General features: G+C 72.6%; 21 protein-coding genes and 2 pseudogenes. 16 read left to right on the forward strand and 7 right to left on the reverse strand.

What is annotated here, in order from left to right; genetic code table 11:
* The first annotated feature begins 3 nt into the window (after positions 1 to 3).
* On the forward strand, positions 4 to 774 hold the full coding sequence (fabI, locus tag OJ254_RS18960) for an enoyl-ACP reductase FabI (protein ID WP_261952228.1): 771 nt from the start codon (positions 4 to 6) through the stop codon (positions 772 to 774).
* A gap of 369 nt (positions 775 to 1,143) precedes the next feature.
* Here fabI and OJ254_RS18965 read toward each other — a convergent pair.
* Positions 1,144 to 1,803: pseudogene (locus tag OJ254_RS18965) on the reverse strand (FadR/GntR family transcriptional regulator); the annotation flags it as partial.
* Positions 1,804 to 2,060: 257 nt separating this feature from the next.
* Here OJ254_RS18965 and OJ254_RS18970 point away from each other — a divergent pair.
* The 4 genes and pseudogenes from OJ254_RS18970 to OJ254_RS18985 all read left to right on the forward strand — a co-directional run.
* A pseudogene (locus tag OJ254_RS18970) lies at positions 2,061 to 3,268 on the forward strand (CynX/NimT family MFS transporter); the annotation flags it as partial.
* Positions 3,269 to 3,329: 61 nt separating this feature from the next.
* A complete protein-coding gene (locus tag OJ254_RS18975; RefSeq protein WP_261952231.1) occupies positions 3,330 to 3,449 on the forward strand; it encodes an SGM_5486 family transporter-associated protein in 120 nt (39 codons plus the stop codon).
* Positions 3,450 to 3,733: 284 nt separating this feature from the next.
* Positions 3,734 to 4,054, forward strand: coding sequence for a hypothetical protein (locus OJ254_RS31675; RefSeq protein ID WP_423835922.1), 321 nt, complete (start codon positions 3,734 to 3,736; stop codon positions 4,052 to 4,054).
* Between the two features lie 87 nt (positions 4,055 to 4,141).
* Positions 4,142 to 4,660, forward strand: coding sequence for a SixA phosphatase family protein (locus OJ254_RS18985; protein WP_265363277.1), 519 nt, complete (start codon positions 4,142 to 4,144; stop codon positions 4,658 to 4,660).
* Positions 4,661 to 5,051: 391 nt separating this feature from the next.
* On the opposite strand, the gene serB is transcribed toward OJ254_RS18985, so the two are convergent.
* Positions 5,052 to 6,299: a phosphoserine phosphatase SerB gene (gene serB / locus OJ254_RS18990; RefSeq protein ID WP_265363278.1), complete on the reverse strand. Its 1,248-nt coding sequence runs from the start codon at positions 6,297 to 6,299 to the stop codon at positions 5,052 to 5,054.
* Positions 6,300 to 6,950: 651 nt separating this feature from the next.
* Between serB and OJ254_RS18995 the strand changes: the two genes are divergently transcribed.
* On the forward strand, positions 6,951 to 9,530 hold the full coding sequence (locus OJ254_RS18995) for an ABC transporter ATP-binding protein/permease (RefSeq protein WP_265363279.1): 2,580 nt from the start codon (positions 6,951 to 6,953) through the stop codon (positions 9,528 to 9,530).
* Between the two features lie 105 nt (positions 9,531 to 9,635).
* On the opposite strand, the gene OJ254_RS19000 is transcribed toward OJ254_RS18995, so the two are convergent.
* The 4 genes from OJ254_RS19000 to OJ254_RS19015 form a co-directional block, all read right to left on the reverse strand.
* Positions 9,636 to 10,391, reverse strand: coding sequence for a transglycosylase SLT domain-containing protein (locus tag OJ254_RS19000; protein WP_265363280.1), 756 nt, complete (start codon positions 10,389 to 10,391; stop codon positions 9,636 to 9,638).
* Positions 10,392 to 10,705: 314 nt separating this feature from the next.
* Positions 10,706 to 11,407, reverse strand: coding sequence for a nitroreductase family protein (locus OJ254_RS19005; protein WP_265363281.1), 702 nt, complete (start codon positions 11,405 to 11,407; stop codon positions 10,706 to 10,708).
* A gap of 16 nt (positions 11,408 to 11,423) precedes the next feature.
* Positions 11,424 to 12,551: an S-adenosylmethionine:tRNA ribosyltransferase-isomerase gene (locus OJ254_RS19010; RefSeq protein WP_265363282.1), complete on the reverse strand. Its 1,128-nt coding sequence runs from the start codon at positions 12,549 to 12,551 to the stop codon at positions 11,424 to 11,426.
* On the reverse strand, positions 12,548 to 13,402 hold the full coding sequence (locus tag OJ254_RS19015) for an SDR family NAD(P)-dependent oxidoreductase (RefSeq protein ID WP_265363283.1): 855 nt from the start codon (positions 13,400 to 13,402) through the stop codon (positions 12,548 to 12,550). The genes OJ254_RS19010 and OJ254_RS19015 overlap by 4 nt, the downstream gene beginning before the upstream one ends.
* Before the next feature lie 186 nt (positions 13,403 to 13,588).
* Between OJ254_RS19015 and OJ254_RS19020 the strand changes: the two genes are divergently transcribed.
* From OJ254_RS19020 to OJ254_RS19045, 6 genes are all read left to right on the forward strand, one after another.
* On the forward strand, positions 13,589 to 14,746 hold the full coding sequence (locus tag OJ254_RS19020; protein WP_265363284.1) for a GAF domain-containing sensor histidine kinase: 1,158 nt from the start codon (positions 13,589 to 13,591) through the stop codon (positions 14,744 to 14,746).
* Positions 14,739 to 15,386 (forward strand): response regulator, encoded by a 648-nt coding sequence (locus tag OJ254_RS19025; RefSeq protein WP_279351161.1) that lies wholly within the window; start codon positions 14,739 to 14,741, stop codon positions 15,384 to 15,386. The genes OJ254_RS19020 and OJ254_RS19025 overlap by 8 nt, the downstream gene beginning before the upstream one ends.
* Before the next feature lie 219 nt (positions 15,387 to 15,605).
* Positions 15,606 to 15,848, forward strand: a complete 243-nt coding sequence (locus OJ254_RS19030) for a chaplin (RefSeq protein WP_279351163.1) — start codon at positions 15,606 to 15,608, stop codon at positions 15,846 to 15,848.
* A gap of 171 nt (positions 15,849 to 16,019) precedes the next feature.
* Complete coding sequence (locus OJ254_RS19035) at positions 16,020 to 16,265, forward strand: chaplin (RefSeq protein WP_265363285.1); 246 nt, start codon at positions 16,020 to 16,022, stop codon at positions 16,263 to 16,265.
* 100 nt (positions 16,266 to 16,365) lie between these two features.
* Positions 16,366 to 16,611: a chaplin gene (locus OJ254_RS19040; protein ID WP_265363286.1), complete on the forward strand. Its 246-nt coding sequence runs from the start codon at positions 16,366 to 16,368 to the stop codon at positions 16,609 to 16,611.
* Positions 16,612 to 16,673: 62 nt separating this feature from the next.
* On the forward strand, positions 16,674 to 16,919 hold the full coding sequence (locus tag OJ254_RS19045) for a chaplin (protein WP_265363287.1): 246 nt from the start codon (positions 16,674 to 16,676) through the stop codon (positions 16,917 to 16,919).
* A gap of 118 nt (positions 16,920 to 17,037) precedes the next feature.
* Here the strand turns inward: OJ254_RS19045 and OJ254_RS19050 are convergent, their stop codons facing one another.
* Positions 17,038 to 17,853 carry a hypothetical protein gene (locus tag OJ254_RS19050; protein WP_265363288.1) on the reverse strand — a complete coding sequence of 272 codons (816 nt, stop codon included), beginning with the start codon at positions 17,851 to 17,853 and terminating at the stop codon, positions 17,038 to 17,040.
* A gap of 108 nt (positions 17,854 to 17,961) precedes the next feature.
* On the opposite strand from OJ254_RS19050, the gene OJ254_RS19055 reads away from it, so the two are divergent.
* The 4 genes from OJ254_RS19055 (at position 17,962) to OJ254_RS19070 (ending at position 21,142) form a co-directional block, all read left to right on the forward strand.
* The gene (locus tag OJ254_RS19055; protein WP_261952244.1) at positions 17,962 to 18,753 is read left to right on the forward strand and encodes an ABC transporter ATP-binding protein; all 792 of its coding nucleotides are present in this window, start codon (positions 17,962 to 17,964) and stop codon (positions 18,751 to 18,753) included.
* Between the two features lie 86 nt (positions 18,754 to 18,839).
* Positions 18,840 to 19,253: an NfeD family protein gene (locus OJ254_RS19060; RefSeq protein ID WP_265365227.1), complete on the forward strand. Its 414-nt coding sequence runs from the start codon at positions 18,840 to 18,842 to the stop codon at positions 19,251 to 19,253.
* Positions 19,254 to 19,355: 102 nt separating this feature from the next.
* On the forward strand, positions 19,356 to 20,297 hold the full coding sequence (locus tag OJ254_RS19065; protein WP_265363289.1) for an SPFH domain-containing protein: 942 nt from the start codon (positions 19,356 to 19,358) through the stop codon (positions 20,295 to 20,297).
* Between the two features lie 77 nt (positions 20,298 to 20,374).
* The gene (locus OJ254_RS19070; RefSeq protein WP_265363290.1) at positions 20,375 to 21,142 is read left to right on the forward strand and encodes a sulfite exporter TauE/SafE family protein; all 768 of its coding nucleotides are present in this window, start codon (positions 20,375 to 20,377) and stop codon (positions 21,140 to 21,142) included.
* The last annotated feature ends 31 nt before the right edge of the window (positions 21,143 to 21,173 follow it).

Here is a 21,173-nt window from a genome sequence, read left to right on the forward strand (position 1 = left end):
AGCATGAGTGGAATCCTCGCAGGCAAGCGCATCCTCGTGACGGGCGTTCTGACCGAGTCGTCGATCGCGTTCCAGGCGGCCAAGGTCGCCCAGAACGAGGGCGCCGAGGTCATCCTCACCGGCTTCGGCCGGCTCTCCCTGGTGGAGCGGATCGCCAAGCGCCTCCCCAAGGAGGCCCCGGTCATCGAGCTGGACGTCACCAACCAGGAGCACCTGGACGGCCTGGCCGACAAGATCCGCGAGCACCAGGGCGACGGCGCCCGCCTCGACGGCATCGTGCACTCCATCGCCTTCGGCCCCCAGGGCGCCTTCAACTTCCTGGAGGCCGGCTGGGAGGACGTCAGCACCGCGGTCCAGGTCTCGGCGTACTCCTACAAGTCGCTGACCATGGCGTGCCTGCCGCTCATGGAGCACGGCGGCGCGGTCGTCGGCCTCACCTTCGACGCGCAGATCGCCTGGCCGAAGTACGACTGGATGGGCGTGGCCAAGGCGGCGCTGGAGAGCACCAACCGCTACCTGGCGCGCGACCTCGGCCCGAAGGGCATCCGCTGCAACCTGGTCTCGGCCGGCCCGATCAAGTCGATGGCCGCCAAGTCCATCCCCGGCTTCGAGGAGCTGGCGGACGTGTGGAACCACCGCGCCCCGATCGGCTGGGACCTGGCCGACCCGGAGCCGGCCGGCCGCGGCGTGGTCGGCCTGCTGTCCGACTTCTTCCCCCGCACGACCGGCGAGATCGTGCACGTCGACGGCGGCGTCCACATGATGGGTGCCTGACGGCCCCCGCCTCCGTACGCCGTACGCACGCCGTACTCCGCACTGCCCGTCCCGGTCACCGGGGCGGGCAGTGCGCGTGGTGGCCTCGGGGGCGGGCAGTGCCCGTTGTGGCCTCAGGGGCGGGCAGTGCGCGTTGTGGCCTCAGGGGCGGCCCGGGGCGTGAGTTCCCGCGGGAATACCCTCCCGCTCCCGCCCGGTTGTGGCCCCGCAGGGGGCGTTCGCGTCCCCTACGGGAACCGTTCGACCCGCCCCTACTAAGGGCGCCGTCCCCGGCCCCCGGCGCACCAGCCCCCAGCCCGGCCCCCTGGGCGCCAGCCCCGGCCCGGCCCGCCGCCTACCCCTCCACCGAGCCTCCAGCACCCCCGCCCGGCACCCGAACGGATGGGTGCTCGCCTCGGCCGCCGCGCGGTCGCCGTCGCCCGCGCGGATCGCCTCCACCAGGCGGGAGTGGTCCATGTGCGCCTCCGGACGCAGCTCCTCGCCGACGTCGGCCCGGAGGAAGTCGCGCAGTACGCCGCCGAGGTCGGCGTAGATCTCGGCCAGCACCTCGTTGTGCGAGGCCGACACGATCGCCATGTGCAGGGTCGCGTCCGCCTCCACGAATGCCTCCGCGGCACCGGACTCCCAGGCCCGCTCGCGCCGCTCCAGCAGGGCGTCGATCTGCCGCAGGTCCTGCTCGGTGCGGCGGCGCGCGGCGAGCCGGGCGGCGGCCGCCTCCAGGGCGCTGCGCAGCTCGGCGACGTGCCCCGGCTCGGCGGCCGCGAACCGGCGGTTCATCACCCCGGCCAGTTCGCTGGTGGCCACCACGTACGTGCCCGAGCCCTGCCGGATGTCCAGCAGCCCGTTGTGGGCCAGCGCGCGCACGGCCTCGCGGACGGTGTTGCGGGCCACCCCGAGCTGTTCGACGAGTTCCGGCTCGGTCGGGATGCGCGAGCCCACCGGCCACTCGCCGGAGGTGATCTGGGCGCGCAGCTGCGCGATCACCTGGTCGGCCAGCGCGGAGCGGCGGGGCGAGGTCAGAGGCGGCATGGCAGCGCTCCGGTGTGCGGGGGCGGACGGACGGCGGTGGCGCGGCGCCCGGCGGGTCCTCCCGGTCCCCGGTGCCGGCCGCGACAGCAGAGGCTATCGACATCGGCTGGACAGGTATTCATCCCATGATTCTATGATGAGGCCCATGGCAGACGAAGACCTCGCGACCCTCGGCACCGAAACCGAGGCCCTACGACCACCACCGCCCCGGCGCCCGACGGCTCCGGGCGCAACCGGATGCCCCGTCGGGCACCCAGGGGAGCGCCCCGGCCGCCGGACGCTGGCTGCCGCGGATCGTGATCGCCGGTCTCGTCCTGGCGGCGCTCAACCTCCGCCCGGCCATCACCAGCCTCGGCGCGCTCCTGGAGGAGGTCCGCGACGGCCTCGGCATGAGCGGCACCCTCGCCGGGCTGCTCACCTCCGTGCCGCCGCTGTGCTTCGCGCTCTTCGGGTTCGCCGCGCCCCGGCTGGCCCGGCGCTGGGGCCCGGCGCGATCGTCTGCGCGGGCATGGCCGCGATCGCCGTGGGCGTCGCGGTGCGCCCGTACGCCGGCGGCACCGGCGGGTTCCTCGCGGCCAGTGCGCTCGCCCTGGCCGGCATCGCGGTCAGCAACGTGCTGATGCCGGTCGTGATCAAGAGCTGGTTCCCGGACCGGGTCGGCCCGCTGACCGGGCAGTACTCGATGGCACTGGCCCTGGGCACCTCGCTCGCCGCGGCGGTCACCGTGCCCATGACCCAGGCGCTGGGCGGCAGTTGGCGCACCGGGCTGGCCGTGTGGGCGGCGCTCGCGGCGGTCGCCGTGCTGCCGTGGCTCGCGGTCGTACGGCAGCGCGCCACCGCCTTGGGACCGGCCGCGGGAGGCGGCGCGCGTACGGGGGAGGCCCCGCTGCGGATCACCTCGTCGCCGACCGCCTGGGCGCTCGCCGTCTTCTTCGGCCTCCAGGCCACCGCCGCGTACATCACCATGGGCTGGATGCCGCAGATCTTCCGCGACGCCGGGGTCTCGGCGCAGACCGCGGGGGTGCTGCTCGCGGTCACCATGGCGATGGGCGTCCCGCTCTCCTTCGTGCTGCCCAGGCTGGCGTCCCGGATGCGGCATCAGGGTCCGCTCGCGGTGTTCCTGGGGGTCTGCGGTCTGGCCGGCTATGCGGGGCTGTGGCTGGCGCCGGCCGGTGGGGCGTGGGCCTGGGCGCTGCTGATGGGCATCTCCAACTGCTCGTTCCCACTCGCCCTGACCATGATCGGCATGCGCTCGACCAGCTCCGCGGGTGTCGTCAAGCTGTCCGCCTTCGCCCAGAGCGTCGGCTATCTGATCTCCATCCCCGGCCCGCTGCTGGTCGGCACGCTCTACCAGCACAGCGGCGGCTGGAGCCTGCCGATCGCCCTGATGGCGGGGATGATGGTGCCGCAGATCGCGGTCGGCGTGCTGGCCGGCCGGGACCGCCGGATCGAGGACGAGGCGTGAGCGCCGGCCGTGTGGCCCGCCCCGGGCTCACGGCCGGATCCGCGGGTGCGACACTGGGCCCATGCCAGTGCTCGAACCGAATCCGCAGGGCAGCCAGAAGAAGCTGCTCCTCGTGCTGGGCCTCATGCTCGGTGTGACCGTCGTCGTCGCGATCATCGCGAGCATCGCCGCGCCACGGTGACGTCCGCCGCAGCGTGCGGCGTGCGTGGGGCATACGGCGGGCCGCTGGGATACCGCCGGTACCGGCGGTACTGGCGGCACTGCGGTGCTGCCGGCCCGGCCGGGGCGACGGCGGTGGGGATAACCCCCCGTCCCCTAGGGGGCCGGTATCAGGGGTAAGTCGGGGGCATCCCGGATAGGAACGGCCGCCGGTGATCCGTAGCTTCGGAGTACACCGCACAGCGCGGTGGCCGAGCCGCGGCCCGTGGCCCGGCACCCCTTCGATGCGTCACGGAGGCGATCCCCATGTCCGCCGCGTTCAGCCGGTCACCCGCAGTCCGGGCCGCCCGCCCGCGGAGGACCGGTGGCCCGCGGACGCCCGGCTCCCGGACGCGCGGGCTGCGGATATCCGGGCCGCTGCGGATATCCGGCCTACGGATGCCCCGGCTGCGGGCACGCGGTCTGCGGGCGCGGCTGCCGTGGTGGGCGCTGGCGCTGCCGGTGGTCTCCTTCATGGCGCTGCTGGTGCTCGTGGCGAGCCCCGCCCGGGCGAGTGCGGCGAGCGCCCCGCAGGGGTTTGCGGTGCTGCTCGAGTACCTGGTGGGAATCCTCCGGATAGGTGCCTGAGCGCCCCGGTTGCCCGCAGTCACCCAGCAGGGGGGAGCGCTTCAACACCCCGCGCCCCGCGCCGCCTTTCATGCGAAGCTGGGACGCATGAGCGTCGATACACCCCGCCGGATTGTCCTCCTCCGCCATGCCAAGGCCGAATGGTCGGAGACCAGCGATCATGAGCGTCCGCTCGCCGAGCGTGGCCGCAAGGACGCCCCCGTCGCCGGCCGCTGGCTGGCCGGCTCGGGCGTCACCCCCGACCTGACGCTGTGCTCGACGTCGACGCGCACCCGCGAGACGTGGAAGCTCGCCGTCCATGAACTCCCCCAGCGCCCCAAGACCGTCTACGACGAGCGGATTTACGAGGCCTCCCTCGGCGAGCTCATCGCCCTGCTCAACGAGACCTCGGACGATGTCACCGACCTGATGCTGGTCGGGCACAACCCGGGCGTGCACGCCCTCGCGGACGCGCTGTCGGGGGAGTCCGACGGCGATCTCCTGCCGCGGATGAACCGCAGCGGCTTCCCGACGGCCGCGATCGCCGTGGTCGCCTTCAACGGCTCGTGGAAGTCGGTGGAGCACGGCGTCGGCCGGCTGATCGCGTACTGGACGCCGCAGGGCTGAGCGCCCACCGCGCCCGGGCGCCGCAGGGCCGAGCCCGCGCCCGTCGGCACCGCCAGGCCGAGGTCCCCGGTCCGGCAGCCGTCGCCGTCCCACCGCGCGAGACGCCCGAGACGCCCGAGCGAGACAGCGAGCGGGGCCCCGGCACACCGCCGGGGCCCCGCTCGTACGTCGGCCCGTCCGCGGGGCTCATGTACCGGCGCGTCCCGCAGGCCCGCCTCCCGGTGCCGGGACTCCCCGGACCGAGCCGCCTGCGCCCCGCTCACCCCGTGAGCGTGTCGCCCCCCGCTCGCTCTGGGACGTGTCGCCCCCTGCTCACTCCGCGTACGTGTCGCCCCCCGCTCACTGCGCGTACGTGTCGCCCTCGCTCACTCCGCGTACATGTCGCCCCCGCTCACCCCGCGTGCGTGTCCGCCGCCTCGACCTCTTCGCGGGTGATGCCCAGCAGGTACAGCACGGTGTCCAGGAACGGCACGTTCACGGCCGTGTGCGCCGCCTCCCGCACCACCGGCTTGGCGTTGAAGGCGACCCCGAGGCCGGCCGCGTTGAGCATGTCGAGATCGTTGGCGCCGTCACCGATCGCCACGGTCTGGTCCAGCGGCACCCCGGCCTGCTGCGCGAAGTCCCGCAGCAGCCGCGCCTTGCCCGCCCGGTCCACGATGGGCCCGGTGACCCGGCCGGTGAGCTTGCCATCGACGATCTCCAGGGTGTTGGCGTTGGCGAAGTCCAGCCCCAGCTCCTCCTGCAGCGCGTCGGTGACCTGGGTGAAACCGCCCGAGACGACGCCGACTTGATAGCCGAGCCGCTTGAGCGTCCGTACCAGGGTGCGGGCGCCCGGGGTGAGCCGCACCTCCTTGCGCACGGCCTCCACCACCGACTCGTCGAGCCCCGCGAGCAGCGCGACCCGGGCGTGCAGCGACTGCTCGAAGTCCAGCTCCCCGCGCATCGCGGCGGCGGTCACCTCGGCGACCTCGGCCTCGCAGCCCGCGTGCGCCGCGAACAGCTCGATGACCTCGTCCTGGATCAGCGTCGAGTCGACGTCCATCACGACCAGCCGCTGGGCCCGGCGCTGCAGCCCGGCCGCCACCACGGCGACGTCCACGCCCAGCTGCGCGGCCTCCAGGGCCAGCGCCGTACGCAGCGCCTCGGTGGCCGCACCGGAGACGGCGAATTCCACGGCGGTCACCGGATACTTGGCGAGCCGGAAAATACGGTCGATGTTGCCGCCGGTGCCCGTTATGGCGGCGGCGATGGCGGCGGTGGACTCCGCGGTGAGCGGGTGGCCGAGCACGGTGACGTGCGAACGCCCGGTGCCGCGCGGACGGTTGTCACCCCGGCCGGAGATGATCTCCGCCTGGAGGTTCAGGGATTCGGCCCAGCTGTGCACGGTGGCCCGCAGGTCCCCCTCGGAGGAACCGGTGGTGCCCTGCTCGGGCGAGGGGGTGGTGACCAGTGCGCACAGTGTGATGCGCCCCCGGGTCACGACCTGCTCGATGTCCACGACATCGACGGAGTAGGCGGCGAGGGTGTCGAAGAGACCTGCGGTGATGCCGGGCCGGTCCTTCCCGAAGATCTTCACGAGAAGGGTCGGTACGTCATCGCCCGGTACGGCGGTGGCAGGCGGGATCTGCGATGCGCTCATGGTGCCCTTACGGTAACCGCCGGGCCGTCGCGTCCGTACGGCTGTCCGGGGTTCGGACCGCGGCGGCACGGTCCGCCACCGGCCCGCGCCCCTCGCGGTGGGCCCGCCGGCCGCGGCCCCGGCGGCCCCGTCGATCGTTATGGAGTCGTGTCCGGCCCGCGTGGATCCGCAGGTCGGGACAACCCCGGCGGAAAACCCAACCTCCTTGGCCCGTCGCGGGGTTCGGCCCGCCGCGGCCGGCGCGTGCCGAGGGCGGAGCGCATCCGGACCGCGCTCGCGGCAGCCCGCGCACGGAGGGCCGGCGCACCGCGCGCGGACCGCGGCTATGATCCGGATGATGTCCGCTTCCTCCTATGATGCGGCTTCCGGGGCCGGTCCGCACGGCCTCCCGGACCGGCTCGTAGGGCCTCCCTGCCGAGGGCCGCCACTCCCGTCCGGACCTCCGCCCGTCCGGTACACCCGTAATCCGGTGATCCCTGCGGATCCATGGGCTCTTCCCGCGCTCCGGGAGTGTTTGGCGGGCCCCGCGGAAACCGTCTGCACCCCGGCCCCGTCCCGGTTTCCGGTCCACGGGCCGAGCCTGAAATAGTTCCTCACGATGTTCGCCATCCCTAGACTTCCCGCACAGGGCGTCACTCGGGGGACTATGTAATGGGGCATGGAGTGCCTGAACTCGTACTCGAATTGAACGGAAGGACCTGGACGCTCGACGCCTCCCGGTCCTACAACGTGGGCCGTGATCCGCAGGGCGACATGGTGCTCGACGACGCCAGGGTCTCCTGGCGCCACGCCACCGTGCGATGGGGCGGCCGCAGCTGGATCATCGAAGACCACGGCAGTACCAACGGCACCTACGTCCAGGGCCAGCGGATCCACCAGACGGAGATCGGCCCCGGTTCCGCCGTGCATCTGGGCAACGCCACCGACGGCCCCCGGCTGACCCTGTCCGCCGCCGCGCCGGCCGCCGACGCCTTCAGCGCGCAGCCCGCGATGACGCCGCAGCAGCAGCCGGCCGCCCAGGGGTGGCAGGCGCCCCCCGCGCACCCGGCGCCGGGCCAGCAGCCGCCCGCCCAGCAGGGCTGGCAGGCGCCGCCGCAGGGCCAGCAGCCGCCGTACGTCCCGCCCCAGCAGGCCGTACCCCAGCAGACCCCGCAGGGCGTCCCCCCGCAGCAGGCCCGCCGGCCCCAGGAGCGCCCGGCGCCCCAGGCCGGCGGCGCACCGGCCGGCGACCGCAGCCCGACCACCTTCCACCGCCTCGACATGGGCCGGGTGATGCGGATCGGTCGTGCGCTGGAGAACGAGCTGGTCGTCTCCGACCTCCAGGTCTCCCGCCACCACGCCGAATTCCACGCCACCCCCGACGGCCGCTTCGAGATCCGCGACCTCGGCAGCCACAACGGCACCTACGTCAACGGCCAGCCGGTCCCCAAGTCCGGCAAGGCCCCCGTCGGTCCGAACGACATCATCGGCGTCGGCCACTCCACGTTCCGGCTGGTCGGCGACCGCCTGGAGGAGTTCGTCGACACCGGCGAGGTCTCCTTCTCGGCCCGCCACCTCACGGTCACCGTCGACGGCGGCAAGCAGATCCTCAAGGACGTCTCCTTCGGCGTCCCGGAGAAGTCGCTGGTCGCGGTCATCGGCCCGTCCGGCTCCGGCAAGTCGACGCTGCTCAAGGCGCTCACCGGCTACCGCCCCGCCAACGAGGGCGACGTCCTCTACGACAACCGCAACCTCTACAAGGAGTTCGCGGCGCTCCGGCAGCGCATCGGCCTGGTCCCGCAGGACGACATCCTGCACAAGGAACTGACGGTCCAGAAGGCGCTGCGCTACGCCGCCAAGCTCCGCTTCCCCGGCGACACCGCGGAGTCCGAGCGCGAGGCCCGGATCGACGAGGTGCTGCACGAGCTCAAGCTCCATGTGCACAAGGACAAGAAGGTCACCTCGCTCTCCGGTGGCCAGCGCAAGCGCGTCTCGGTGGCCCTGGAGCTGCTGACCAAGCCGTCGCTGATCTTCCTGGACGAGCCCACCTCGGGCCTCGACCCGGGCATGGACCGCGATGTGATGCAGCTGCTGCGCGGCCTCGCCGACGACGGCCGCACGGTCCTGGTCGTCACCCACTCCGTGGCCGAACTCGGCCTCTGCGACAAGCTGCTGGTGATGGCGCCGGGCGGCGGCGTGGCCTACTTCGGCCCGCCCGAGGAGGCGCTGAACTTCTTCCAGTACGACAGCTGGGCGGACGTCTTCTCGGCCTTCGAGAACTACCGCGACTACGACTGGATGGGCCGCTGGCGCGGCTCGCCGCACTTCCAGATGTACGCCGCGGACATCGACGCCACCACCGCGCAGTCGGTGTCCGTCCAGCCGCCGCCGGCCCGCATGCAGAAGTCCCAGAGCTGGGGCTCGCAGCTGTGGACGCTGATGCGGCGGTACGTCTCGGTGCTCGCCTCCGACCGCGGCTTCCTGGGCCTGATGCTGATCCTGCCGGCGGTGCTCGGCGTGGTCTCGATGCTGATCCCCAGCGACTACGGCCTCGGTTACGGACCGCTGAACCGGCACCGCACCAACCGCGACGCCAGCACGATCATGCTGATCCTCGCGGTCGGTATGTGCTTCTCCGGCGCCGCCAACTCGGTCCGTGAGCTGATCAAGGAGCGGGTCATCTACGAGCGCGAACGGGCCACCGGCCTGTCGCGGTCGGCGTACCTGATGTCCAAGGTGATCGTGCTGGGCGTGGTGACCGCCGTGCAGGGCGTGATCATCGCGGCGATCGGCTTCTCGACCCGGAACATGCCCACCGAGGGCCTGATCCTCGCCAAGGCCCCGGCGGTCGAGATGGCGCTGGCGATCATCGCGCTGGGCTTCACCTCGATGATGTTCGGCCTGATCATCTCCTCGCTGGTCAAGACCGCCGAGAAGACCATGCCGCTGCTGGTCATGTTCGCCATCGTCCAGGTGGTCTTCACCGGCGTGCTCTTCCAGCTCTTCGACACCGTCGGCGTCGCCCAGATCGCCTGGCTGATGCCGTCCCGCTGGGCGGTCGCCGCGATGGGCGCGACGGCCGATATGAACACCCTGCTGCCGTGGGAGCTGGGCAACCCCGACCCGCTGTGGAAGCACCAGACCGGCGTCTACGTGATGGACATGATCATCCTGATCAGCCTCGGCGTCGGGCTGGCCTTCGTCGTCGCGCGGCTGCTGCGCCGCCACGAGCCGGAGGTCATGCGCAAGTAGCGCCCGGCCCGTACCGCAAACGCCGAGGGGCGGCACCCGACCACGGGTGCCGCCCCTCGGCGGTCTGTGCGCGTCCCCCTGCGGACCGACGGCTCAACCAGCCGCTCAGTAGGCCGAGTTGACGTTGTCCATCGAGCCGTACTTGGCGGCCGCGTAGTTGCAGGCGGCGGTGATGTTGGCGACCGGGTCGTAGATGTTCCAGGAGGTGCCCGCGACGTGGTACGCCTTGAAGGTCGGGTCGATCACCTGCAGCAGGCCCTTGGACGGGATGCCGTTCTGGGCGTTGATGTCCCAGAGGTTGATCGCCATCGGGTTGCCGGAGGACTCCCGGATGATGTTCCGGTGGATGCCGTTGTACGAGCCGGGGATGCCCTTCTTGGCCATGACGTCCAGCGACTCGCGGATCCAGCCGTCGAGGTTGTTCGGGTAGGTCTTCACGGCCGGCTTCGGCGCGGCGGCCGGGATCGCGGTGCGGACCGCGGAGCGGCTCGCGGCCTGCTTCGCCTTGCGCTCCTTCTCGGCCTTGGCCTTGGCCTTCGCCTTCGCCGCGGCGGCGGCCTTGGCCTTGGCGGCCTTCTCGGCGGCGGCCTTCTTCGCCGCGGCGGCGGCCTCGGCCTTGCCCTTGGCGGCGGAGGCGTCGGCCTGCTTGGCGATGGTGACCTGCTGGGCCTTGGCGGCCGTACCGACGGCGCTGAAGGCGACCGGCTGGACGTTCTCGACGGCGGTGGCCTGGGTCTTGCCCTGGTCGGCGTCCGCACCCGGAACGGCGGCGAAGATCAGAGCTGCGGCACCGGCAGCGGCGACACCGGCGACACCGAGCTTGTGCGTCCGGTTGAAGCGGGAAAGAGCGTGCTTGGGCATGGCGGGACAGACCTTCCGAAGGGGGACGTCGCACGGGCCTTGAGCGGCGGCCAACGCCGAGTTCTGACCACGGCGCCGAGCGACGGGAGCCATTCTTAGCGGCCGAAAATTGCCCCGGCAAAGGTGTGACGTACGAAGCGGGTTAGTGGAACCAGTACGCGGAATATTGCGTCCCGAATACAAAAATCCCTGGTCAGGTGAGATTTCACCGGCCACTAACCCGGGTCGTAAGTGATTTACGCCCTATTGGCGGCGTCACAGCCCGAAGGGGAAGGTCTCGCCAGGAGTAATTGCAAACGCACAGCCCGTATGCGCTACCTCTCGACCAGTACCTGATCCAGGCTCTTCCGTACCAAATCGGGCACTTCGCACTCCGGTGCCGGATAGCCCACCGGGATCACCGCGAACGCCTTCTCGTTCGCCGGCCGCTTCAGCACCTCCTGCAGGAACCCCATCGGGCTGGGCGTGTGCACCAGCGCCGCCAGCCCCGACAGATGCAGCGCGGACAGCAGCATGCCGACCGCGATCCCCACCGACTCGTCGACGTAGTAGTGCTTGCGCCTGCTGCCGTCCGCACCCAGCCAGTGGCGCTGCCGGAAGACGACGATCAGGTGCGGGGCATCGGTCAGATGCGGCTTGACCTCGTCCGTGCCCAGCGGCCGCAGCGCCGCCAGCCACTCCTCGCCCAGCCGCCCCTGGTAGGACCGGCGCTCCTCGGCCTCCGCCGCCGCCCTGATCCGGCGCCGCACCCCGGGGTCCTTGACCAGGACGAACGTCCAGGGCTGCTGATGGGCCCCGGACGGCGCGGTCGCCGCACAGGCGATCGCGTCCTTCACCACCTGCTCCGGCACCGGGTCCGCGGCGAACTGCCGGACCGTACGCCGCCGGCCCATCCGCTCCCGCAGCGCGGCGGCCCGGGCCAGCGACTCGGCCGAGGGCATCCGCGCGGGCCGGTACGGCACCGGCCGGTAGGGCTCACCGTGGGCCGGCGTCCAGTTCCTCGTTACCTGTGTCATGCACCGAGTCTCGGACTCAGCCCGGCAGCAGCAGATGCAGATCGCCGAATTCGTGCCACAGGTAGCGCCGCTCCACCGCCGCCTCGTACGCGCGCTCCAGCGCGGCCCGGTCCGCGGTCGCCGACGCCACCGCCCGAAGCATCAGCAGATGGGAGGCGGTCGGCTCGTGCAGCCCGGTGAGCAGCCCGTCCACCGCCCGCACCCCGCGCTCCGGCGTCACCACCAGGTCCGTCCACCCGGCCGCGGCCCGCACCCGCCCGTCCGGACCGGCCGCCGACTCCAGCGCCCGTACGGCCGTCGTGCCCACCGCGACGATCCGGCCCCCGGCGGCCCTCGGCGCGGCCCTGCGGCGGGCCCGGGCCGCGTTCACCAGCCACGCCGTCGTCGCCGGCACCACGAAGCGCTCCGGGTACGGCGGCTCGAACGCCTCCGCCGACGCCACCCCCGTGTGCAGCGAGATCGGCGCGAACTGCACCCCCCGGCTCACCAGCCGCGCCACCAGCTCCGCGGTGAACGGCCGGGCCGCGCTCGGCATCTCCGCACTTCCGGCGCCGGGGGAGTCCACCGCGAACACCGTCCGGTACGCGGCCGGCGGCTGGTCCCGGTCGGTGTAGCCGTACCGGATCGGCCGCCCGTACCGCCGCAGCAGCTCCGGCACCGACAGCCCGGACGGCCGCGCCCACCACAGCCGTACGCCTCCCGGGTCCACCGGCGCCTTCAGGGTCAGCCGGGCGCCGCCGGGCAGTCGCACCACCGCGCCGGCCGGACCACCGGCCCGCGGCACGGTGCTGCCCCGGCCGTCCGGGCTCCGCAGCTCCACCGCCCAGCAGCCGGCCACCGCCCGGCCCGCCGGATGCCACCGGTCGGCCCGGGTCGAGAAGTGCACCACCACCGGCTCGCCGCGCCCCCGGCCGTCCCCGGTCCGGCCGTCCACCGCCGCCGGCAGCGTCCGTGAGGTGTTCACCACCAGCACGTCCCCGGCCCCGAGCAGCTCCGGCAGCTCCCGGAAGACATGATGGGCGGGCTCCCGCGTCCCCCGGCTCACCAGCAGCCGTACGTCGTCCCGGCCGAGGCCCGGGCCGCGCTGCTCGGCCGGCACCCGCGCCGCCAGCTCCTCCGGGACCCGCAGCGCCTGGGCGGTCACCGGGAGCCCGCCCCGCCGGGCGTACTGCCGGTCGCGGCCAGCAGCTCCGCCGCCGTGTACCGGCCGCTGGGGGCCGCGTCGTCCAGCAGCCGCAGCAGCGCCGGTACGACCGTCTCCGGCAGCGGCCGGTCCGCGTCGTCGTCCGGGACCGCGGCCGCGTACAGATCGGTCCCCATGTCGCCCGGATCGACCCACCACACCCGCAGCCCCGGCTCCTCCACCGCGAGCACCGCCGACTGCTGGTCCAGCGCCGCCTTGGCCGCTCCGTAGCCGCCCCACGTCGGGTACGCCTCGACGGCCGCGTCCGAGCTGATGCCGAGGACCGCCCCGCCCGGCCGCCTTTCCGCCCGCACATCCGAGGCGCCATAATAGGGCGAATCGGACATATCTCTACCTTCCGCTTCCCCTATATAAGGGGCACCCATCTCATAAGGGGAATCAGACCCATACGATTCCCAATAGGAGGACTGTCGCAAAAGCGGCAAAGCCTCCTGAACAATCCCCAGCGGCGCCACCACGTTCACCTCCAGCGCCCGCCGCAGCCCCTCCAGCGGCAGGTCCGCCAGCCGCACCAGCGGCTCCGCCCCCAGTGCGCTCGCGTTGTTCACCAGCAGATCCAGTCCGCCCAGCTCCCCGGCCGCGGCCACCAGCGCCGCCCGGTGCCCGGCGTCCGCCACGTCCCCCGGCAGCGCCACCACCCGGGTCCCCGCCCCGGCCAGCGCCCGCGCCGCCTCCTTGAGCGGGCCGGCGGACCGCGCGTCCACCACCAGATCCCAGCCCCGTACGGCCAGCGCTCCGGCGAGCGCCCGGCCCAGCCCCTTCGACGCCCCCGTGATGATCGCCACCGGCATGATCACCTCCCCTTCCGCCCGGACCGGTCACCCCGGCCCGCGCCCTCACCGTAGGAACGCCGCCACCCGCCGGGCGTCGGCCGGCGGACCGGCCCCGGCCAGGGCGTTCGGCCTAGGACCGTGGTCCCGGCCGCCGGACGCCGCAGGACCGATACGGCCCGCCCGACCCGCCGGTACGGTGAAGCCATGACCAACGGACCGGGAGCCGGGATCCCCGCGGTGAGCACCGCGATCCTGGCCATGAGCAGGCATCTTGAGGTGCGCGACGTCCTCAAGACGATCGTGGCCTCGGCCCGCGAACTGCTGGACGCCGAGTACGCGGCCCTGGGGGTGCCCGACGATCACGGCGGCTTCGCCCAGTTCGTCGTCGACGGCGTCAGCGCCGAGCAGTGGAAGGCCATCGGCCCGCTGCCCCGCCAGCACGGCATCCTCGCCGCGATGCTGCACAACGCCACCCCCGAACGGCTCGCCGACGTCCGCCAGGACCCCCGCTTCGGCGGCTGGCCCTCGGCCCACCCGGACATGCGGGACTTCCTCGGTCTGCCGGTCGCCGACGGGGACGAGATCCTCGGCGCCCTCTTCCTGGCCAACAAGCGCTGCCCCAAGCCCCCTCTTTCCCGCCGGGATGGATGCGGCTTCACCGAGGACGACGAGCACCTCCTCGGCATACTCGGCCAGCACGCCGCCATCGCCCTGACCAACGCCCGCCTCTACGAACGCAGCCGCGAGCTGACCATCGTGGGGGAGCGGGCCCGGCTCGCCCACGAACTGCACGACGCGGTGTCCCAGAAGCTGTTCTCGCTCCGGCTCACCGCCCAGGCCGCCACCGCCCTCGTCGACCGCGACCCGGTCCGCGCCAAGGACGAACTCCACCAGGTCGCCGCGCTCGCTGCCGAGGCCGCCGACGAACTCCGCGCCGCCGTCGTGGAGTTGCGGCCCGCCGCCCTGGACGAGGACGGCCTGGTCGCCACCCTGCGCTCACAGGCCCAGGTCCTCGACCGCGCCCACTCCGCCCACGTCACCTTCGCCGCCCACGGCGTCCGCGCGCTGCCCGCCGCCCAGGAGGAGGCCATGCTCCGGGTCGCCCAGGAGGCACTCCACAACGCCCTGCGGCACTCCGGCGCCGAGCACGTCGAGGTCACCCTCTCCCGCGCCGGCCAGGGCGCACTGCTGCGGATCGCCGACGACGGCTGCGGCTTCGACCCCGGCACGGTCCGCCGGGCCGGCCGTCACCTCGGCCTGGTCTCGATGCACGACCGCGCCGGCGGCGTCGGCGGAACGCTCACCGTGCAGTCGGAGCCCGGCAAGGGCACCGCTGTCGAGATGGAGGTGCCCGGTGGCTGACACCCGACCGATCCACGTCCTGCTCGTCGACGACCACCAGGTCGTCCGCCGCGGTCTGCGCACGTTCCTGGAGGTCCAGGACGACATCGAGGTGGTGGGGGAGGCCGCCGACGGGGCCGAGGGCATCGCCGCCGCCGAACAACTCCGCCCGGACGTCGTCCTGATGGACGTCAAGATGCCCGGCATGGACGGCATCGAGGCCCTCCGCAAGCTCCGCGAACTGGACAACCCCGCCCGGGTGCTGGTCGTCACCAGCTTCACCGAACAGCGCACCGTCGTCCCGGCCCTGCGCGCCGGAGCGACCGGCTACGTCTACAAGGACATCGACCCCGAGGCGCTGGCTGCCGCCATCCGCTCCGTGCACGCCGGCCACGTCCTGCTGCAGCCCGAGGTCGCCGGCGCGCTGCTCTCCCAGGAGGACGGCAACGGCGGCCAGGGACGCGGGACCTCGCTCACCGACCGCGAGAGCGAGGTCCTCGCCCTGATCGCGGACGGCCGCTCCAACCGCGAGATCGCCCGCGCCCTGGTGCTCTCCGAGAAGACCGTCAAGACCCATGTCTCCAACATCCTCATGAAGCTCGACCTCGCCGACCGGACCCAGGCGGCGCTGTGGGCCGTACGGCACGGAATCGGGGCCTGACCAGGCGCGTAAGCCGCCACGACCGGGCCGGCGGCGGCGCCGGCCCGGGGTCGGACGGCCCTTCGGTACGACAATGCGTCAACCCGAACGTCGCCCGCCGGTCCGAGATTCATACTGTCGTGTAGCCGTAGCCCGTTCGGCGTATCCCTCCTCGTGCCGGGCCGTTGTCCAGAGCAGCCGTGACGGCTGGTCACGGCACTGGCAATGAGGAGCAGAGAAGTGAAGAACATCAAGCGGGTAGCGGCCGTCACGATGATGGCGAGCGGTCTCGCCCTCGCGGGCGCCGGCATCGCCTCCGCCCACACCCCGCAGGCGCAGGGCGCCGCGGTGCAGTCCCCGGGCATCGGCTCGGGCAACCTCGTGCAGGCCCCGGTGAAGGTCCCGGTGAACGTCTGCGGCAACACCATCTCGGTCGTCGGTCTGCTCAACCCCAACTTCGGCAACCCCTGCGTCAACTTCTGAGGGCAGCAAGGCCCTTGCGCGCGGCCCGTGTGACGATCCCGTCCGCGCGGGCCCGCACCGGACCGGCCCCCTCACCGCCGTGAGCGCGCGGCCGGTCCCCCTCCCCACCCCGTCATCCCCATCAGTGCTGTTCACCGGCTCTGTGCCCCCCTCACCGGAGGAATCCCCCGCATGAACACCGCCAAGAAGGCCGCCCTCGTCCTCGCCACCACCGCCCTCGGCCTGGGTGCGGCCGCCGGTTCCGCGTTCGCGCAGGGCGGCGCGGACGCCAACGGCGGGGCCAAGAACTCCCCGGGCGTCGTCTCCGGCAACCTCGTCCAGGCCCCGGTGCACATCCCCGTGAACGCCTGCGGCAACAGCGTCTCCGTCGTCGGCATCCTCAACCCGACCTTCGGGAACGTCTGCGAGAACGTCTGACCGCCGCCGCGCCGGCCCCCGTCGGCCGCGCGGAAGCCGTCACCACCCCGCTTTTTCTTTCTTCTTCCGATCGCTTCCCACCACGCAAGGACCAGATTTCATGAACACCGCCAAGAAGGCCGCCCTCGTCGTCGCCGGTACCGCCCTCGGCCTGGGTGCGGCCGCCGGTTCCGCCTTCGCCACCGACTGCCCGCAGGCCGCCGGCGCCACCACGACCTCGCCCGGCGTCCTCTCCGGCAACCTCGTCCAGGCGCCCGTGACCGTGCCGGTGAACGTCACCGGCAACAGCGTCAACGTCGTCGGTGTGCTCAACCCCGCCTTCGGCAACCACAGCACCAACTTCTGAGCCGCCCGAAGCCGCAACCGTCATTGCGGTCCCGCGCCACCACGCAAGGAACTCACCTCACCATGAACACCGCCAAGAAGGCCGCGCTCGTCCTCGCGGCCACCGGCTTCGCCCTGACCGCCGCGGCCGGCTCCGCCTTCGCCACCAGCGGCGCCCAGGCCGACGGCAAGGCGACGAACTCCCCGGGCATCGGCTCGGGCAACCTCGTCCAGGTGCCCGTGCACGTCCCGGTGAACGCCACCGGCAACAGCGCCAACGTCGTCGGCGTGCTCAACCCCACGTTCGACAACGAGAGCTCGAACAGCTGAGGTTGTCCGATCTGGGGTGAACAGCTCACCCTGCCCAGGGCTGTTCGGCCCATCTCGGCAACGGCCCCGTCGTCGACCACACAATGGTCCGGCGGGGCCCGCCCCTTTCCACCCCTCCTCAGCCGCCGCGCCGCTCCCGCTCCTCCACGGCGGAGTTGTACGCCGCGACCTGCGCCCGGCGGGCCGTACGCTCCACCGGACGCAGCGCCTCCGCGCGCGCCGCCATCTCCGACGCGCTCACCGCCGCGCCGTGCTCCGCGCCGTCCCCGCCGGCCTCGCGCGCGATGTCGATCAGCGCCCCGACCCGCTGCGCCAGCTCCAACACGCGCACCGCCCGCGGCGGATACCCCGGGGCGAGCACCTGACGGCCCGCCTCCGCCCGCGCCCGGTACGCCGCCAGCGCCGCCTGCGCCACCGGACCCGCCCCGGCCACGTCCAGCTTCGAGAGCACCTCGGTCGCGTCCCGCAGCGCCTCCGCCAGCTCCCGCTCCGCCTCGCCCAGCGACGGCACGTCCGCCGGCGGTGCCTCCCGCACCGGCAGGCACCGCCAGACCACCTCGACGTGCACATCGGGCGCCGCTCCGCCCTCCGGCCCGGCCTCGTACGTCTCCGGGACCAGGCCCAGCCCGGCGCCGGTGACGATCACCGCCTCCTCGGCCTCCAGCGCGCGGGCGTTGAATTCCGGCGGCCCGCACAGCCCCAGCGGATGGCCGGGCACCGGCAGCGCCACCCGCAGCCCGACCGCGCCGAGCGCCCGCAGCCGCCCCAGCGCGAGCGTCAGCCCGACCGGCGTCTCCTCCCCGGGCAGACCGGCCACGCGGTGCACCGCGTCGTCCTCCGCGATACGGTGCACCGCTTCATCAGGTGAGACAAGCCCGGCCAAAAGGGCATTTCCCCATGCCGCCAGCCGTCCTGAACGAGGTTCCTTGAGCATGGCCCCCAGCCTAGGGAACGGCACTGACAACGAGTGGCGTAGGTTTGCAGGGGGGCTGCGCCTACAGGTGCACGCGACGACCGAGATGCAATGGGAGACAACGCGCTCATGAGCGATGTGCTGGAGCTGGTGGACGTATCCGTGGTCCGCGAAGGACGGGCTCTGGTGGACCAGGTCTCCTGGTCGGTCAAGGAGGGGGAGCGCTGGGTGATCCTCGGCCCCAACGGCGCCGGCAAGACCACCCTGCTGAACGTCGCCTCCAGCTACCTCTTCCCGACCCAGGGCACCGCCTCCATCCTCGGCGAGCAGCTCGGCAAGGTCGACGTCTTCGACCTCCGCCCGCGCATCGGCATCGCCGGCATCGCGCTCGCCGACAAGCTGCCGCGCAGCCAGACCGTGCTGCAGACCGTGCTGACCGCGGCGTACGGCATGACCGCCCACTGGCAGGAGGACTACGAGGACGTCGACGAGCAGCGCGCCCGTGCGTTCCTCGACCGCCTCGGGATGAACGACTACCTCGACCGGAAGTTCGGCACCCTCTCCGAGGGCGAGCGCAAGCGCACCCTGATCGCCCGCGCGATGATGACCGACCCCGAGCTGCTGCTGCTCGACGAGCCGGCCGCCGGCCTCGACCTCGGCGGCCGCGAGGACCTGGTCCGCCGCCTCGGCCGCCTCGCCCGCGACCCGTACGCGCCGTCGATGCTGATGGTCACCCATCACGTCGAGGAGATCGCCCCCGGCTTCACCCACGTCCTGATGATCCGCCAGGGCAAGGTGCTGGCCGCCGGCCCGCTGGAGCTGGAGCTCACCTCCCGGAACCTCTCCCACTGCTTCGGCGTGCCCCTGGTCGTCGAGCGGGTCGGCGACCGCTTCACCGCCCAGGGCCTGCCGCTGGCCTGAACGCCCGTCCGCCCGGCCGCCGCTGACCGATCGCGCCCTGTCCCCGGGCCGCCGTACGGATCTACCATGAGCCCGTGGATCCATGGGTGTGGTGGCTGATCGCCGCCGTAGGACTGGGTATTCCGCTCGTCGTGACCGCGATGCCCGAATTCGGGATGCTCGCGGTCGGTGCCGCCGCCGGTGCCGTCACCGCAGCGCTCGGTGGCGGCACGGTCGCGCAATTCCTCGTGTTCGCCGCGGTCTCCGTCGCGCTGATCGCCGTCGTACGCCCCCTCGCCAACCGCAGCCGCGTCCAGGGTCCCCAGCACCTGTCCGGGATCGACGCCCTCAGGGGGAAGAGCGCCACGGTCCTGGAGCGGGTCGACGGGGGCGTCGGCGGCCGCATCAAGCTCGCCGGCGAGATCTGGTCCGCCCGCGCCCTCGACGGCGACCGGGTGTACGAGCCGGGCCAGCAGGTCGACGTCGTCGAGATCGACGGCGCCACCGCCGTCGTCATCTGACCCGAACACGCTGCGCGACGAACCACGTCTCTGAAAGACTGATCAACGGCAAGCCGGTCGCCGGCCGGCACGGACCAGCAACGAAGGGGCACGGGAGCCGCTGTGAGTGCCGTCATCATCGTCCTGATCATCCTGGTGGTGCTCGTGTTCATCGCACTCATCAAAACGATCCAGGTCATCCCCCAGGCCAGCGCCGCCATCGTCGAACGCTTCGGCCGCTACACCCGCACCCTCAACGCCGGCCTGAACATCGTCGTCCCGTTCATCGACTCGATCCGCAACCGCATCGACCTCCGCGAGCAGGTCGTGCCGTTCCCGCCGCAGCCGGTGATCACCCAGGACAACCTCGTCGTGAACATCGACACCGTCATCTACTACCAGGTGACGGACGCCCGCGCGGCCACCTACGAGGTCGCCAGCTACATCCAGGCCATCGAGCAGCTCACCGTCACCACCCTGCGCAACATCATCGGCGGCATGGACCTGGAACGGACCCTGACCTCCCGCGAGGAGATCAACGCGGCCCTGCGCGGCGTCCTCGACGAGGCCACCGGCAAGTGGGGCATCCGCGTCAACCGCGTCGAGCTGAAGGCCATCGAGCCGCCGACCTCCATCCAGGACTCGATGGAGAAGCAGATGCGCGCCGACCGTGACAAGCGCGCCGCGATCCTCCAGGCCGAGGGTGTCCGGCAGTCCCAGATCCTCACCGCCGAAGGTGAGAAGCAGTCCTCGATCCTGCGCGCCGAAGGTGAGGCCAAGGCCGCCGCGCTCCGCGCCGAGGGCGAAGCCCAGGCCATCCGGGTGGTCTTCGAGTCCATCCACGCCGGCGACCCGGACCAGAAGCTGCTGTCGTACCAGTACCTCCAGATGCTCCCGAAGATCGCCGAGGGCGACGCCAACAAGCTCTGGATCGTGCCCAGCGAGATCGGCGACGCCCTCAAGGGCCTCGGCGGCGCCATCGGTAACTTCACCCCGCCGACCGGCGGTGGCTCCATCCCCAAGCCCAGCACCCGGAAGCACGAGACGCCCCCGCTCGACGACTGAGCCCGGCTCCGCCGCCGCCCGCACCCCTGGTGCATGATCGGGCAGGACCACACCGAGCATGCACGGGGGGAGCCAGCATGACCTTCTGGGAAGCCGCCGCCGTCCTCGCCGCCGGAGTCGGCGCCGGCACGATCAACGCCATCGTCGGGTCCGGGACCCTGATCACCTTCCCGGTGCTGCTCGCCCTCGGACTGCCGCCCGTCACGGCCAACGTCTCCAACACCCTGGGACTGGTGCCCGGCTCGCTCAGCGGTGCCTTCGGCTACCGCCGCGAACTCGCCGGCCAGCGCCGCCGCCTGCTCCGCTTCGGACTGGCCGCCCTCCTCGGCGGCCTCGGCGGCGCGATCCTGTTGCTGGCGCTGCCGCCCGAGGCGTTCGCCATGGTCGTTCCCGCGCTGATCGCGGTCGCGCTCGTCCTCGTCGTCGCCCAGCCCTGGCTCTCGGCCCGCCTCCGCGCCCGCCGGGCGCGCAACGGCACCGCCGCCCACCCCGACGGCGGCCCGGTCCTGCTCCTCGGACTGCTGCTCGCCAGCGTCTACGGCGGCTACTTCGGCGCGGCCCAGGGCGTGCTCTACGTCTCCCTCATGGGCCTGCTGCTCGACGAGGACCTCCAGCGCCTCAACGCCCTCAAGAACGTCCTCGTCGGCGGCGTCAATGGCGTCGCGGCGGTCTTCTTCCTCTTCGTCGCCCACTTCGACTGGACCGCGGTCGCCCTGATCGCCGTCGGCTCCGCCCTCGGCGGCCTGCTCGGCGCCAAGATCGGCCGCCGGCTGCCGCCGACCGTCCTGCGCGCCGTCATCGTCCTGGTCGGCCTGGCGGCCATCGCCCATCTCCTGCTCAGGTAGCGGGAGTTGGGCGACGGCCGACGGGTCGAAC

Source organism: Streptomyces endophytica (assembly GCF_026153355.1).
Taxonomy (GTDB): domain Bacteria; phylum Actinomycetota; class Actinomycetes; order Streptomycetales; family Streptomycetaceae; genus Streptomyces; species Streptomyces endophytica.